10 protein-coding genes are annotated in these 15,877 nt (G+C 41.0%); 8 read left to right on the forward strand and 2 right to left on the reverse strand.

Features of this window, described 5'->3' with window-relative positions:
• Positions 1 to 199: 199 nt before the first annotated feature.
• From AC0L4E_RS02495 to AC0L4E_RS02525, 7 genes are all read left to right on the forward strand, one after another.
• Positions 200 to 1,312, forward strand: coding sequence for a GGDEF domain-containing protein (locus tag AC0L4E_RS02495; protein WP_473677855.1), 1,113 nt, complete (start codon positions 200 to 202; stop codon positions 1,310 to 1,312).
• Positions 1,313 to 1,502: 190 nt separating this feature from the next.
• A complete protein-coding gene (locus AC0L4E_RS02500) occupies positions 1,503 to 3,122 on the forward strand; it encodes a methyl-accepting chemotaxis protein (protein WP_473677856.1) in 1,620 nt (539 codons plus the stop codon).
• Positions 3,123 to 3,559: 437 nt separating this feature from the next.
• Complete coding sequence (locus AC0L4E_RS02505) at positions 3,560 to 7,234, forward strand: ATP-binding protein (protein ID WP_473677857.1); 3,675 nt, start codon at positions 3,560 to 3,562, stop codon at positions 7,232 to 7,234.
• A complete protein-coding gene (locus AC0L4E_RS02510; RefSeq protein WP_473677858.1) occupies positions 7,234 to 7,905 on the forward strand; it encodes a condensin complex protein MksE in 672 nt (223 codons plus the stop codon). Before AC0L4E_RS02505 ends, AC0L4E_RS02510 begins: the two co-directional genes overlap by 1 nt.
• Complete coding sequence (locus AC0L4E_RS02515) at positions 7,902 to 9,122, forward strand: phosphoenolpyruvate carboxylase (RefSeq protein ID WP_473677859.1); 1,221 nt, start codon at positions 7,902 to 7,904, stop codon at positions 9,120 to 9,122. The genes AC0L4E_RS02510 and AC0L4E_RS02515 overlap by 4 nt, the downstream gene beginning before the upstream one ends.
• Positions 9,123 to 9,731: 609 nt before the next feature.
• Entirely contained in the window at positions 9,732 to 10,976 is a 1,245-nt protein-coding gene (locus AC0L4E_RS02520; protein ID WP_473677861.1) for a dicarboxylate/amino acid:cation symporter, read from the forward strand.
• 105 nt (positions 10,977 to 11,081) lie between these two features.
• On the forward strand, positions 11,082 to 11,837 hold the full coding sequence (locus tag AC0L4E_RS02525) for a thioredoxin family protein (RefSeq protein WP_473677862.1): 756 nt from the start codon (positions 11,082 to 11,084) through the stop codon (positions 11,835 to 11,837).
• 14 nt (positions 11,838 to 11,851) lie between these two features.
• Here AC0L4E_RS02525 and AC0L4E_RS02530 read toward each other — a convergent pair whose 3' ends face one another.
• Both AC0L4E_RS02530 and AC0L4E_RS02535 read right to left on the reverse strand, forming a co-directional pair.
• Positions 11,852 to 11,974 carry a hypothetical protein gene (locus AC0L4E_RS02530; protein WP_473677863.1) on the reverse strand — a complete coding sequence of 41 codons (123 nt, stop codon included), beginning with the start codon at positions 11,972 to 11,974 and terminating at the stop codon, positions 11,852 to 11,854.
• A 352-nt stretch (positions 11,975 to 12,326) separates the two neighbouring features.
• A complete protein-coding gene (locus AC0L4E_RS02535) occupies positions 12,327 to 13,319 on the reverse strand; it encodes a class 1 fructose-bisphosphatase (RefSeq protein WP_473677864.1) in 993 nt (330 codons plus the stop codon).
• Between the two features lie 234 nt (positions 13,320 to 13,553).
• Here AC0L4E_RS02535 and AC0L4E_RS02540 point away from each other — a divergent pair, with 234 nt between their 5' ends.
• Entirely contained in the window at positions 13,554 to 15,830 is a 2,277-nt protein-coding gene (locus AC0L4E_RS02540; RefSeq protein WP_473677865.1) for a S9 family peptidase, read from the forward strand.
• Positions 15,831 to 15,877: the final 47 nt, after the last annotated feature.

Genomic DNA, 15,877 nt, shown 5'->3' on the forward strand with positions numbered 1-15,877 from the left:
GATATTCGGCATGTATATTCTACAAATATAAAAGCCTAGGTTAGCTGCTTTTTTGTTTTCACTTTTAAAATTGACTCAGGTAAATCAGGCGTCTTAATTCAAAGCGGCTTTGCACTGAGCAAATTAAACTCATTTCTCATGTCACAATTCGTTAAATAATCGTTATAATCAATAGATAACAATTCAACTAAAGCGCTAAATGCTCAAGCCAACTCCAACATTTGAACACCAATTACATATCGAAACTCAGCAATACCTTGCCAAAGGGTGTCGTTGGATAAGCATATTGAGTTTTGTTTTAGGATTAGTGACATTTTTCGCCAAACTATACAATAACCCTAATCAAGATTTGATGTTCACTACGCTCAGTATTTTGCCTTTAGTTGGTGTCTCTTTTTATGGTTCAGTACATAACTTCTTACACGCAGAAAAACCTGATGTTGAAAACTTCAATCGCTACTACAGATACATTTTAGCCTTAGTCCTATGCTGGGTGACTGTGTGTAATATGCTGGTTGTGCAGGGGATTTCGGCTCAAGTTCGAGTTGAAGCGATACTTCATTTATTAATTTTTTCACTGTCTGTGGCCTTATTTCCAAAACGCGGTATTTTATTACTATCTGTTTTTGTTATGGCAAGTTATATGGCTACTTTGAGGATATTTTACTCAGAAGAGTTATTTTTCCCTATTGTAAAAATGCTTTGTTTTGCAGGTGTGGTTATCTCTGGTCAACAAGTGATGGAAAAGTGGTTCCGTAAAGCCGTTTTTAAAGATGTGGAAAATCAAAGATTATTTGAAGAGCTCAATCAACTCGCGTTAACTGACGGGCTGACCAAGCTAAGTAATCGACGTCACTTCGATATGATGCTGAAAAAAGAGATCCAACATTCAGAGCGAACAGGTCAACCCATGTCGATTATTCTCATGGACATAGATTACTTTAAAAAACTTAACGATTACTTAGGGCATCAACGAGGTGATGAGTGCTTAGTGGAACTGGCTAAGTTACTAAAAAATCAGATAAAAAGGCCGAGAGATGTATGTGCCCGTTATGGTGGTGAAGAGTTTATTGTTTTGCTGCCTGAAACTGATGTTACCGGTGCGGTAGATGTGGCGCATAAGGTAAAAATCAAGTTAAACAAATTAGGATTTAGACACCCGGACTCAGCCGCTAGTGAGTTTGTTACCGTATCACAAGGTGTCGCGCAATGGCGCAAAGGAATGACAGTCGAGCAATTAGTGAAACAAGCTGATGATAAACTTTATGAGGTTAAAGCAAATAGCAGAAATAATATTGCTTTCGCACTTTAGTTCTATGTTTTATAGCCGATATACAATTTGTAACGTATTTAGGTTCATGCCTGATTAAAAGGATTTACGCGTTTCTCTGAACAAACAGCACAACACATCATCCTAATTTTGCTTAAAGTCGCAGCTGTTTAAAAATATACGTGTATTAAAGGTCTAGATTTCCTTTTTCGAATGCTTTTGGGGGCAATAAATGAATTGGTTCAGCAATATGTCTATTTTTAAGAAAATCGGGCTGATATTCGTATTATCAGTGATCATTTTTGCGGTTAACTTAACCATCAGTATCGTATCAATTAATAAAAACAACGATACGATGACGTTTATGCAAGACAAGGTTTCTCAGCGTGTTGAACTAGCAAATCAAAATGTGATTTTTGTGCAGCGCCTTGATGAACTTTATACGCAAGCGGTATCGTTTGCAGACGAAGACTTAATTGATAATGCCAATAAAACATTCGAATCATTAAAGAAAAACCTCAATAGCTTATCGGGAATTGATAGCGAGCAAGCAGGAAACTTATCAACCCTAAACCGTGAGTTAAGCCAATACAACGATATCACTTACGATCTGGCCCATGGCATGATTGATAACACCCTTGATATGAGCAAAGTGAGTGAAATCATTACCAATAAAACCAAAGTGTATGACAAGCTGATTGATGGCGTTCAACGTTATAAAACTGATAAAGTAGCCGAGTTTAACAATACCATCCAAGAGTCAGTAAGCCGCTCGGAAAGCAGTTTAGTGCTGACATTATCAATTGGCTTAGTTTTATTATTAATAATGGCCATTGCGACAATTTCCATTGCTAAGTCATTAAGTAGCTCAGCGGGTAACCTTGCTAATTCATTGGGTGAGCTAGCAGATGGTAAGGGCGACTTACGTCATCAACTAGATGTAGCAGGTCGAGACGAACTAGGCCAAGTATCTACCAACTTTAATCGTTTTTTACGTTTGCTAGCCGATGCTATTCAGCAAGTGGTGAGTGTGACTGCGCCGTTATTACAAAGCGCTGAATCATTAAAAGAGCGCATGGGTATTGCCACCCAAGCAACTGAAAAACAAAGTTTGGACGCTAAAGCTGTGCAGCATTCAATGGAAGAAATGGGTTTATCAGTTAATGAAATTTCCCAAAGCGCCCAACAAGCTGCAGAAGCTGCAGATAGCGCTGAGCAAGAAGCCACCAACGGTTTAGCTGTAGTGGCAAGTACAATCAATATTTCACAAGAATTGAATGCCGAAATCGAAGTGGCGTCTGAATCGATTAATGAACTTGCCAAAGATACCGAAAGCGTCAATTCTATTTTGAATGTCATTACCTCCATTGCTGAGCAAACTAACTTGCTTGCTTTAAATGCTGCGATTGAAGCGGCGCGAGCAGGTGAGCAAGGACGTGGTTTTGCGGTTGTTGCTGATGAAGTGAGAGCGCTTGCTTCAAAAACGGCTGATGCCACTAAAGAAATTAGAGAAGTGTTATCGCGTTTAAAAGTGGCGGCTGAGTCTTCGGTTAGCACCATGGATGTGGCAATTGGTAAAGCGTCCGATAATGAAAAACATGCCCGTGAAACAGGGGATGTGCTTAAGTCGATTCAAGAGCGAATCGTTAATATTAATACTATGAACACCCACATAGCTGCGGCGACTGAGCAGCAGTCAGCGGTAGCTGCGCAGGTGAGTAATAACGTAGTAGAAATGAATGCATCGTTTGTACAAACCTTAGATATTTTGGCAGAAGTGCAAGATGTATCTGATGGTCTACTCGATTTTTCTGATGAACTACAAAATGCGACTTCGCAATTCAAGCTGTAAGTCAGTTCAAGCTAAAATCGGCTCAAGTTAAAGCTGGTGCAATTCAAAAGTTAGTTAGCTCTAGCTAAAAGCCATTAGGGCTTTTATAAAACCACCTTAGGGTGGTTTTTTTATTGCTGTTTTTAATTCAAACAATAGCTGCTTTCAATTAAAACAATAATTGAGTTTGCATCGATATTAGTTTCTAAAATGTTTAACAAATAATTGAAAAAACTTCCCGTTAGCTTTATCAACTGCTGCTTTGTTAAGCGCTACTTTTCACTGTGTTAGCGTATTATCTCAAACTATATAAACAGTGAAATTGCTTCATTCATCGCTTTGATTTAACTTATTACCCGTAACTAAAAATAATCAATAAAAAGCCATAAGAAAATAGCTCATACCAAAAACGTGTATTACCGTTTTGGCTTTCGCAGACAGTGCGTAAAAGGATCCCAATGCCAAGCTTGATAAGAATCGTGTTAATTAATACCCATCTTCCGGGTGTCGTTGAACTGCAACTCGATGGACACACCAATATTTGTGGTACCAATGCCTCGGGTAAGACGACACTGCAGCGTCTTGTTCCTGTCTTTTATGGCGAGTACCCAAGTCGAGTTGTACCGTCAACACGTGACAGTTTTGAGCGTTGGTATCTTCCCCATGATTCAAGTTACATCATTTACGAATATAAAAAGAGTGATGGTAAATTATATCAAGCAGTTATGGCGTCTGCTGGTGATGGCAAAGGGGTAAATTACCGCTTTATTGCTAAAGGTTTTGAGCTTGATGATTATGTCAAAACTCGTAATGGCGACACGATCATTTGTCATACCATGGCAGAACTCGGCCGTGAAATGAAACGCGCCCAAGTCACTCACACCAATTTATTAAATACTCGTGAGTATCGCGCCATTATTCAGCATGATCGCAGCTTACTCACAACAGGTGGTAATAAAGGCGAGCTGCGCACTTATGGTCACCAATTCTCATTATGTGATAGTGAATACTCATTACGTCATATTGAAAAACTCGCAAAAGCGGTGCATTCCAAAGAAGGAAAAATGGAAACCGTTAAGTCGATGGTGGCGGCGATTTTAGAAGAAGATGGTGTTAATCCACCGACTTCTCGATTAAACCCTCAACGAGTTGAGAGTTGGATCCGAGAAAGCCAGTTAGTGCAAGGTTTTGAACAAATTCGTCCGGAATTTGAAAAGCTTGAGCAAGAGTTTAATCAATTACTCAGTGCTGAACTTCGCTTAGGCAGTTTAGCTAAAGGTTATCGTGCAGATGAAACCTTTGAGGCTGAAAGACAAGAGTTAAGTCAAAACGAGTCTAAAGACGCCAGCTTACAGCTGCGCATGTTAGATGAAGAGTGGAAAGAAGCCCGTGATGAAATTAGCCAAGAGCTATCGTTTGCTCAAGGTGATACACGTAAATTTGAAGCTGATTTAGATGCTATTGAAGATCAATATGAAGGCTTTTTAAATTCAAATATCGAACAAGCCAAAGCTGATTTAGATAGCCTAGATAACTGGCGTAGTGACTTAGAGAATTTAACCGAACGCCACAAACTGCAAACTGAGAAACATCAGGATATTGAAGCCGCTTACAGCACTCGCCGAAGTAAAATTGCTGAACAGTTGCACCGAGAGCTTGAATCACTCCACGAAGAGCAAGATGAGCTGCGGGAAAACAGAGATGCGCAGCGTGAAGCATCAGCAGATGATTTAGCTAAGTTAGAAAATCTGTGGCGTGAGAAAACCGATGCAGGTAAAGCGGCATTTGCTGAGCAAGAGTATAAGCTTAAATTAACTCGCGGTGAGCTCAGCCATCAAGTTGATGGTGTCACTTACACCGAGGAAGAGAAAACCACATTAGCGATTTTTGATGAGCGCATTAGCCGCGCAGATGAAGAACAAGAGATCTGTAATCAAAAAGTCGATCGTTTATCAATTGATGAACGTAAACTCCGTGCCAAACGTGACCAAGTTAGTGAAGCGCTGCGCATTGCCAGTGTACGCGTTAACGAGCGCTTGAGTGACGTAGATGATGTAAAAGGTATTTTATTCCCGCAATCTCATACGTTGCTAGAGTTCCTTCGTAAAGAGTCTCCAGGCTGGGAACAAAGTTTCGGTAAGGTGATTGCGCCAGAATTACTCCACCGCACTGACTTACACCCGAATGTTGCAGGCAATAGTGATGAAGCTTTATTTGGTATCGGTCTTGATTTAAAAGCGATTGATGTTCCTGATTACGCCGCATCGGAGCAGGACTTACGATTACGCCTAACTAAAGCGGAAGAAGCGTTAGCCCAAGCTGAAGAGTTAAAAGCTGAGCACGAAGATCAACTGGTTGCGATTAATGATGAGCTAGATAATCTCAATAAAGAGCTGACTTTCGCTCGTACAGCTTATAAAAATAGCCGTGAAGATGTACGCCGTTTATTTGATGAAAAGCGCAGTACGCAAAATCAAATAAACCAAGCACTAGCAGATAGAAAAGCCCATGCGGGTAAGCGCCTAGTTCAACTTGAAAATGAGTTAAAGCAACAACACAACCATCATCTTGAATGGCTTAGTGAGCAAAAAGACCAAGCCCTTGAAGCGCGAATGGAAAAGAATGCTTATTGGCAAGATGTGGTGGGGTCACTGGATAATCAATTAGGTCAATTAAAAGCCAACATTGATACCCGTCGTAGCAATGCCAAGCAAGAGCAAAAAGCGTGTGATACTTGGTATAAAAATGAGCTCAAATCCCGTGGTGTTGATGAAGCGGCGATTGTTGCGCTTAAAGGCAAAATTCGTGAGTTAGAAATTCAAATCAGTAATGCAGAAAAACGTCGTAGTGATGTACTACGTTACGACCATTGGTATCAAAATGCTTGGCTTGTTACTAAGCCTAAGCTGCAAACTGACTTATCAAAGGTTAAGCAAGCTGCGCTTGAATTAGAGCAACAACTAGCGAATAAAACAGCCGATGTTAAGCAGCGAAAACAGCAACTTGAGACAATGAAAAAAGCCTCAGATGCGGCCCAAGTTGATGCCTCTGAAAATCTCACAAAATTACGTGCTGTAATGCGTAAACTGGCTGAGCTTAAATTACCTAAAAGCAAAGATGAAGCAGACGGTAGTATTGGCGAGCGTTTACGCCAAGGTGAAGAGTTACTGTTGCAACGAGATTATTTACTGGGCTCAGTAAAGCAGTATGTTGAACACTTTGATTCCGTTATCGCTAGTAAGTCAGGTTCAAGCTTAGCTGAGTTTTGGGAGCGAGCTCGTGATGAGTCTAGCTTTACTAATGACAAAGGCATCCGCTTATTAGATTACCGCAAGCTAGTGCCGCAACTTGAGCAACTGCTGAATGTCATGGTGCCGCAATCGTTAATGGCGATTCGCGAGCAAGGACGTATTTTCGGTATCGATTTGACTGCCTACTATGACGTATTAGCAGATATTGATCGCCGTATTGCTTCACAAAGCGCGCGTATTACCCGTGAAGTTGGTGAAGAGTTATTCCTCGATGGTGTTTCTGAGTCTGCAGTCAGAATTCGTTCGCGGATAAGCGAGCTTGAGTTCTGGCCTGAACTTGAAGTGTTTGTAAAAGCCTTCAAACAGTGGAAAGCTGATGGATTCAGCCAATTACCTGATGAGCATTACACCTCAAGTATGCGCCGCGCCCTAGATATTATTGGCCGCTCAGCATTATCTGGTGGCATTGCTAAGTTACTGGAAATTGAGCTGCGCCTAAAAGAAGGCAATAGTGATTTGATTATCCGCACCGATAGACAGCTTAATGAGTCATCAAGTCACGGTATGGCTTACTTAATTTTGTGTAAGTTCTTATTGGCATTTACCCGTTTATTACGTGGTAAAGCTGATGTGACTATCCATTGGCCAATTGATGAGTTAGGCACCTTGCATCACACTAATGTGAAGAAGATTTTTGATGCCTGTGTGAATAACAATATCAGTGTATTAGGGGCATTCCCGAACCCTGAATCTGAAGTGCTTAACCTGTTTGCTAACCGCTACATCATCAATAAGCAAACCCGTAAACTCCAAGTGGTAAAACCTAAAAGTAACCCTTTGGCTGAACGCTTAAGTCAACGCGCTAATAAGGAGGCAATCTAATGTCTGAATCAAACCAAACTGCCTTCTCTTCAGAAACCACATTAGTGGGAACAGGCATGCTTATCGAGCAGTTACTTCGAGGTGAGTTTATTTGCCGCACGACTAATGAAGATGGTTGGCGCGCACTTAAGAACAGTCAAACATTTGAGAAAGTTGAGCAATACCTTAATCAAATTAATCGTACGATTTCGTCAGCTGCCGAAGGCGATGTATTCTTTTGCGGATACCAGCAGTTAGGCGAGCAAGAAAAGAAGGTTATTTCGAGCCAATTTAAAGACATTTGTTCGGCTTTAATTCCATTAGTGGAATGGCTAGTGCTGGTACAAGAAAGCAGTGGCCAAGATGCACCATTAAGTGAAGGCGCACCCATTCGCTTAACTGAGTTGCAAGCTCGAATAGAAGATACGCCAGCCTTTATGGAACAATTGGCCAAACTCAGTCAATATCGCTTATTTGGCTCAACCAGTAGCAATGTCGATAATCAGATTAAGCTGGTCTTTAAGCGTTTGGTTGAATTAGGTTACTTAGTTAAACCGAACAGCGAAAAACAAATTTATATTGCCACTGGTAAGCTTGATTACTTATATGAAGTGATTCGCTTTATCGATGAAACCGAAGGCTTAAGCCTAGAAGCGCAAGCGGAAACGGCCACTCAAAGGGACTTAGTATGAGTAATAATTTACATCAAGCCGGGGTTAAGCTGCTCAAACAGCTTAGCCGTCATGCTGATGTGGTTATGGATGCCTATCTAGCAGGATCGGTAAATGAGATGACTCATGATGCTGCAGTGATTGAGAAACTTAAGAAGAGTGGCATCTTATGGCGACCCGAACCCGATGAAGAGCTGCGCCTAAAACGTTCTGTTCGAGCCTTACTTGAAGAGGCTTTGAGTGATGAGCGTAATCGTCAAATTGATGCCAATGTTGGTTCGGCGTTTAGCACCATTAAAACCTTAGCCGATCATTATAAAGAAGCGCGTCATAATATTGATTACGGCGCAGCTGAAGCTTACTTGGCTGATTTAAGTGAGCATGTTTATAGCTTTACCGACAGCCTACGTTATTCCATAAGGGTGTTGTGGAGCCGGATAAATAATGAATTTGGCTATGTAGGCAGTATTAGCGCTAAAATTCGCGAAAATGAGTTAGCGCAAAGCCAAGTTTCTGAATTATTAAATGGACTGGAAATGTTCCAGTTTAGTGAACTAAGTGAAATTGCTGGCGATATACGCGAACTCAGACGATTACTTGTGACCAGTTTGCAAGAAACCTTGAGTCAATGTACTCAAGAGATCAGTGCCGTACAGGGCAGGTTACTTGAATTACTGGGTCGCTTCAGACAAATTCAAGGCAGAACGAGATTGCTAAAAGGCTTCTTACTGCACACGGATTTGCATCCTGACTATCAGCCTGAGAATCATGTTGCTCATAAGTATGTGCCTAACCTGTTCAATTGCGCTGAAGCCATAATCAAACCAGCTAGTGTTGATGTGAGTAACAGTGAACATGAGCTGATTTTACTGGATACGGTATCGAAAATAAAAGCCATTAGCCGTGATCTGCTGCCAGCAAAAGTGCGTGAGCATAATGTTGAAATGACTATGAGCGAGGTTGAGGACTTTGATATACCAGACAATCCGCTCAAATTAGCGGTGGATCAGTATTTCTGTGAGGTTATCGATTCTGGCGTGCGTCAATCGGCATTGGAATACTTGCAAGCTAATCAACTGGATTGGGCTGCTGAAAACTGGCTGTATCAAGTGATTGGTGGCTATGAAGGCCTGCCCGATGAGCATAAAGCTTACTTTGAATTAGAACCTATTGGTGAGCCAGATCCAGTTTATAGCGGTAACTTTATGATCCACGATGTGGAGCTGTGGTTAGCTTAAAATAAGTTTGAGTTAGCTATAGTTGATTAACTTGGCATTAAACTAAAAAGCAGTTGAGTTAACTCAACTGCTTTTTTATTGGCTTTAATTGTTAGGCTTATTTTCAAATGCTGATTTAAAGGGCTATTCAAGCTAGATAATAATGTGGTTAGCGAACCTGGATGTAACGGTAACGCTGAACATTGTTACGGCTCAGTTGTGCTTATTGGGCGATGCTGTAACGTCTAGATTAAATTGATTTAGCCATATATGTTACTCGAATAGTCATGACTGGTATCAAGCGGAAATATCACTCAACGAGCTAGATAAATTAACTGTTGAAAGTTTCTTGGCTGGTATATTTATCTGTTATGAGGATGTGTTTTAGTTTTCAGAACTAGTTTTGGAGAGTGAAAATAACATTTAAACACTAAGTCTATTAAAATCAGAAACTTAAGCTTGGTTGTAAATATCTCCTTTCAAAGCGACTGGCAACTTATTGATCTCTAACATTGAAATATGTTGCATCTTGTTTCAGTATCCTTGTCGTTAAAAATAATTAAAACAAATTTTTTGTCGTTTTTAGGCGTTTGCTTTCTGAAGTCGGCTTGAACTAGGAATACAACAATCATGACTAAATCATTATCAACTCGAATTTTTATCGGGTTATTCTTAGGGGTGCTACTGGGTAGCATTGTTCAATTTGCGCTAAATGACGTGGCGTTCTTTTCGGGCACTTTGGTTGAAGCAGCTTCCGGCATAGGCAAAATGTTCGTCAATATGATCATGATGCTGGTGGTGCCATTAGTATTTGTCAGTATTGTTTGTGGTGTGTGCGAACTTCAAGATTTAAAAAGCTTTGGTCGTTTGGGCGGAAAAACATTCAGCTTTTACATTATCAACACGTTAGTGGCTATGACTGCCGCATTCGCCGTTGCGATGTTGATTCAACCAGGTAAAGGCGTCGACATGTCTAGTAATGTTGATGTTGCGATTACAGCGACTGAACTGCCTAACTTAATGACTTTGATTGTTGATATTGTACCGAATAATCCATTCTCTGCATTTACTTCAGGCAACATGCTGCAAGTGATTTTCATGGCGCTACTACTTGGTGGTGTGATTAAGTCATTAGGCGAAGTGGCTAAGGGAGCTGTTAAAGGTTTTCAAACTGCTAACGTGATTATGATGCGCCTAATTACAGTGGTCATGAGTCTTGCGCCAATCGGTGTTTTTGCCCTGATGTTTAAATTAGGTGCCACTTTAGAGCCTGCAATCTTCTTTAGTGTTGTGCAGTATCTGCTGCTGATCCTTGGTTTGTTATTAGTGTGGATTTTTGTGGTTTACCCATACGCAGTTAGCTTCTTTACTCAAGTGACTGCCAAGCAGTTCCGAGAGAAAACCCGTGAGCAAATCTTATTTTCGCTTTCAACGGCCAGCTCGAACGCGACGATTCCAGTCACTATGCGAACTTTAACCGATAAGTTAGGCGTTAATCGCGCGGTAGCAGGTTTTGGTGTTCCGCTTGGTGCAACCATGAATATGGGTGGCGTATCAATTTACATTACCATCGCTATTTTCTTTGTGGCGAATGCTTTTGGTATGCCAATCAGTGGCGAACAAATCCCTGCATTATTGTTCAGTGTGTTCTTATTATCAGTTGGCGCTGGTGGCGTTCCAGGTGGCGGGATGGTAATGATTGGTGTGCTTATTCACCAAATGGGTTTACCTGTTGAAGCCTTTGCGATTGTTGCTGCCCTTGACCGTATTATTGATATGGTACTGACCTCTTGTAATGTCGTAGGTGATACCGCGGTATTAACCATCGTTGATCAAACTGAAAAGCCGCATCAATTAGACGCTGAAAAAGCGTAAGCATAGTTAGATTATTGGTTAATTAAAAAGAGGTCTGCATTAGCAGGCCTTTTTTGTATATGCTGATAAAGTAAATCTGTATCACTGGCCAAAAGGGAGCGTTAAGTGAGATTAGCAATTGGAATATTATTAGTGCCATTGATGTTATTGATGGGCTGTCAGTCAACAGAACACCACGCTGAAGTGTTACCGCAATACACTTTTATCGCCCATGATAATGACCTGCAAAGAGTTGAGTTGGCTCAGTCAAAGGCTGTAGAGCAAGGAAAATTACTGCTGGTAGTGATGGGGGCACAGTGGTGCCATGACAGCAGAGGTTTAGCGGGTAACTTTTCAGACCAAACAATGCAGCCTATTTTAATCTCACGCTTTGAAACCGTATTCGTCGATGTGGCATATTTTGACGATATGCATAGCTTAGCGCAAAAGTATGGTTATCCCGCTTACTTCGGCACGCCTACTGTGATGGTTATTGAACCGAAAACGGGGCAGTTGCTTAATGAAGCAAATCTATCAAAATGGCAAAGTGCAGACAGCGTTCCGTTAGATGAATATATCGACTTTTTCTCAACCATTGGCACTCAGCCTGTTGAATCATTACCGACATCACCGCAACTAGATGACTTCATTGATGATAATGTGGCCCATTTAAAGCAGGGTTTTGATTATCTACGTCCAATATGGGCCGCGGTGAGAAATGGTACAGCAACTGACTCTAAGCAGCTTCAACAGGTTGCGACCGAAGTTTGGAAGTTTCGAGTTCAACTTCAACAAGATATTTTTAGACTTAAATCTGAGCTTACCGATAATCCTGATGCCAAATTGTTGTTTCCTGAATATGCTGACTTTAGCTGGCAATAAATAATTGGCAATAATTAATCTTTAATTTCGAGCTTGTCTTTTATTTTGGCTAAATCATCTAATAGGGCATTGATGGCTATATTAATAGGTAGCAAAGCCATTAAGGGTAAAATATGTCTAAATAGATCTGATTTCATTATGTATTCGAATGTTTGGGTATATTCTGGAGCCAGAGTAAAAGAGCTGTATATATAGAATAAAAGATTCGAAACCAAATAAAAATAAACAGTATTGAATAGTAGGTTAATGCGCTTTTTAGGTGAAGAAAAATCCATATTCTGACGGCCTTGTCTTTAAAATAATATAGCTGTAATTGGTTTTATCGATTATTAATTAACCTTTTTAGATCTTAACGTTTGATTATGAGTATTTGAAGGCGCTATAGGAAGAAATCGTTACTAAGTTGCAAAGTGATACATTTTTAACAAGTAAAAAAGCCAGTAATTTAATTTACTGGCTTTTTGTAGAATATGAATTGCGAGCTATAGCTTAATCTATATTAGGCTCATTGCTGTAATCAAGGCCGTGATAGCTTAAGCAAGTATCAACTTCGTTAGCACTACCTAAGATAACAGCTACACGCTGGTGGATGGCTTCAGGTTCAATATCTAAAATATCCCCATAGCCAGTAGATGCCTTACCACCGGCTTGTTCTACTAATAATGCCATTGGATTAGCTTCATACATTAAACGCAGCTTGTATGGCTTCTCAGGGTTCTTGTTATCAGTAGGGTACATAAAGATACCGCCACGACATAATACGCGATGAACATCGCCCACCATTGCCGCAATCCAACGCATGTTGAATGACTTTTCACGAGTGCCGATTTTACCTAGCAATAAGTCGCTAATGTAAGTTTGCATCGGCGCTTCCCAGAAGCGTTGGTTTGACATATTAATAGCAAATTCAGCAGTGTCTTTACTGATGCTAACGGCTTCATCGGTTAGCAAAAAGTCATTAGTATCTGGATCTAACGTGTATAGCTGAGTACCTTGACCAGTTGTTAGCGCCATCATGGTTGACGGACCGTAAAGCACATAACCTGCGGCAACTTGTTTGCGGCCATTTTGTAAAAAGCTGCTTTCAGTAAACTCACCATCTTGTGCAGGCAATACTGAGAAAATAGTGCCGACTAACGAGTTAATATCAATGTTTGATGAGCCATCTAGTGGGTCAAAACAAACTAGGTATTCACCTTGCTTATTAACTTCAACAACATAGTCTTCTTCTTCAGACGCTAACCCACGTACATTACCTTCGGCTTTAAGCGCATCTTTAAGCATGTCGTTAGTGATAACGTCGAGCTTCTTTTGGGTTTCACCTTGGACATTTTCTTGTTCTGTTGCGCCCAAAACACCTGCTAAAGCGCCATGGCGAACTGCTTGGCTGATTTCTTTTGAGCAATCAGCCAAACTTAAAATCAGTTGAGAAAGTGAAGCTGATACAGCCTGTTTTGTAAGGGTTTGTGTCAAAGTTTGCATGCTTGTTCCTAAGACAATAGAGGTTAAGGTCGGTAACCAGTGGTTAATGTTCTAATTTATTGGCACAGATAATACCTTAGATCGGCTTTCATTACAGCGTGAAAAAGCTGCACTTTATATGACTTCGGACTGATTTGTTATAAACTCAGGCGAAATTAAGGTTTCTCGTAGGCATCAGGTTAATTAAATAACTAAAACAACACAGGTTGCCACGGCTTACTACAAGGAATAACAATGATTAATAATTGGAAATCAGCGACGCTTTCATTGGTGTCAGCGATTCCGCTAGTATTTGCTAGCTCACTTATTTCACCTCACGTTATGGCCACCACAATGAAAATGACTGGTAATTCAACACCACTGACAATTGAACGTATTCATGCCTCTCCAGCCCTGGCTGGTGCGAGTCCTCGCGGCCTTAAGTTATCGCCAGACGGTCGCCTTGTGACCTATCTTGCTAGCCGTGAAGATAATCAGCATTTTTACGATTTGTGGCAAATGGATATCAAAACATCAAAACGCAGCATGCTGTTAAATGCTGATGATTTAGCATCGGGTGAATTGTCAGACGAAGAGAAAGCGCGTCGAGAGCGACAGCGTATTTATGGTCAAGGGATCATGGAATACTTTTGGGCTGAAAACAGCCAAGCGTTATTAATCCCTGCCGCTGGCAAACTGTATTATTTTACGCTTACGGATAATAAAACGATTGAGCTAGATACTGGCGAAGGTTTTGTCACTGATGCGCGTTTATCGCCAAAAGGCAACTTTGTTTCATTTGTTCGTGAGCAAAACATTTATGTATTAGCGCTAGACTCATCGACACTGACGCAATTGACCTTTGACGGTAAAGGGCCAATTAAAAATGGCATGGCTGAATTTGTTGCCCAAGAGGAAATGGGTCGCATGACAGGTTACTGGTGGTCGCCAGATGAATCATCAATCGCTTTTAATCGTATTGATGAGTCAGGTGTTGAGCTGGTGACTCGTAATGAGATTTATGCCGACGGAATTAAGCTCACTGAACAACGCTACCCTTATGCTGGCAAAACCAATGTCGAGATTGAGCTGGGTGTAATCAAGCTTGCAAAGGGCAATAACAAACAATCTGTTTCTTGGATTGATTTAGGCAAAGAGAAAGACATTTACCTGCCAAGAGTGAAATGGTTACCTGATAGTAAGCATCTGTCATTCCAATGGCAGAGTCGCGACCAACAATCACTCGATTTGCGCATTGCTGATGTGAGTGATAGTGGCAAGGCTGAAACGATTGTCGCCGAGCGCAGCAAAGCGTGGATAAATTTAAATGATGACTTGCAGTTTTTAAAGCAGCAAACGTCCTTTATTTGGGCATCTGAGCGCGATGGTTTTAACCACCTATATTTGTTCGATTTAAACGGCAAGATACTTAAACAATTAACCCAAGGTGACTGGGTGGTGGATGCGCTAGAACTGGTAGATGAAAAAGCCGGTTGGGTTTACTTTACTGGCCGTAAAGATAGGGTGGTTGAGCGTCATTTATACCGAGTGCCGTTAGCTGGTGGCAAGATAGAGAAAATATCATCTCGTAGTGGCATGCATTCAGCAGTGTTTGCAGACAATAAGCCCGTGTACTTAGATTACTTTAATAGCTTAAGTCAGCCACCACAGGTGAGTTTACATGATGAAACAGGTAAACAATTAGCTTGGGTTGAACAAAACGAAGTCACTAAAAACCATCCTCTATATGATTTTGCTGGTTTGTGGCAAATGCCTGAATTTGGTCAGCTTAAAGCTGAAGATGGCCAGGCACTGCAGTATCGCTTATTTAAGCCTGTGCCATTTGATAGCAGTAAAAAGTATCCTGTCGTGGTTCGCGTTTATGGCGGGCCGCATGCTCAATTAGTGGTTAATAGCTGGAGCGAAGCAGACTATTTCACTCAGTATTTGTTGCAGCAAGGCTTTGCAGTATTTCAGCTAGACAACCGTGGCTCTGCTCATCGAGGTACCGATTTTGAGTATGTAATTTACCAAAATATGGGCGATGCAGAAGTTAACGATCAAAAAGTCGGCGTGGATTATTTACGTAGCTTGCCTTATGTTGACGGCGATAATATCGGTATTTATGGTCACAGTTACGGTGGCTATATGGCGTTGATGACTCAATTTAAAGCGCCTGACTACTTTAAAGCTGCGATATCAGGAGCACCGGTTACCGATTGGCGTTTATATGATACGCATTACACAGAACGCTACATGGGTCACCCTGAGAAAAATAAATCAGGGTATGATGCGAGTAGTGTTTTACCTTATGTGAAAAATTATCAATCTGGATTGATGATGTATCACGGCATGGCAGACGACAATGTACTTTTTGAGAACAGTACTCGAGTCTACAAAGCTTTGCAGGATGAAGGTAAGTTATTTCAGATGATGGATTATCCTGGTTCGAAACATTCAATGCGCGGCGAGAAGGTAAGAAATCATCTCTACAAGTCATTGGCTGCTTTCCTGGAAAATGAGTTGAAGTAATGACTGTAGCGGTACTAATAGCCCTCAATATCATTGTGGGGGCTTTG

This window comes from Shewanella sp. GJ50-10 (assembly GCF_055808815.1).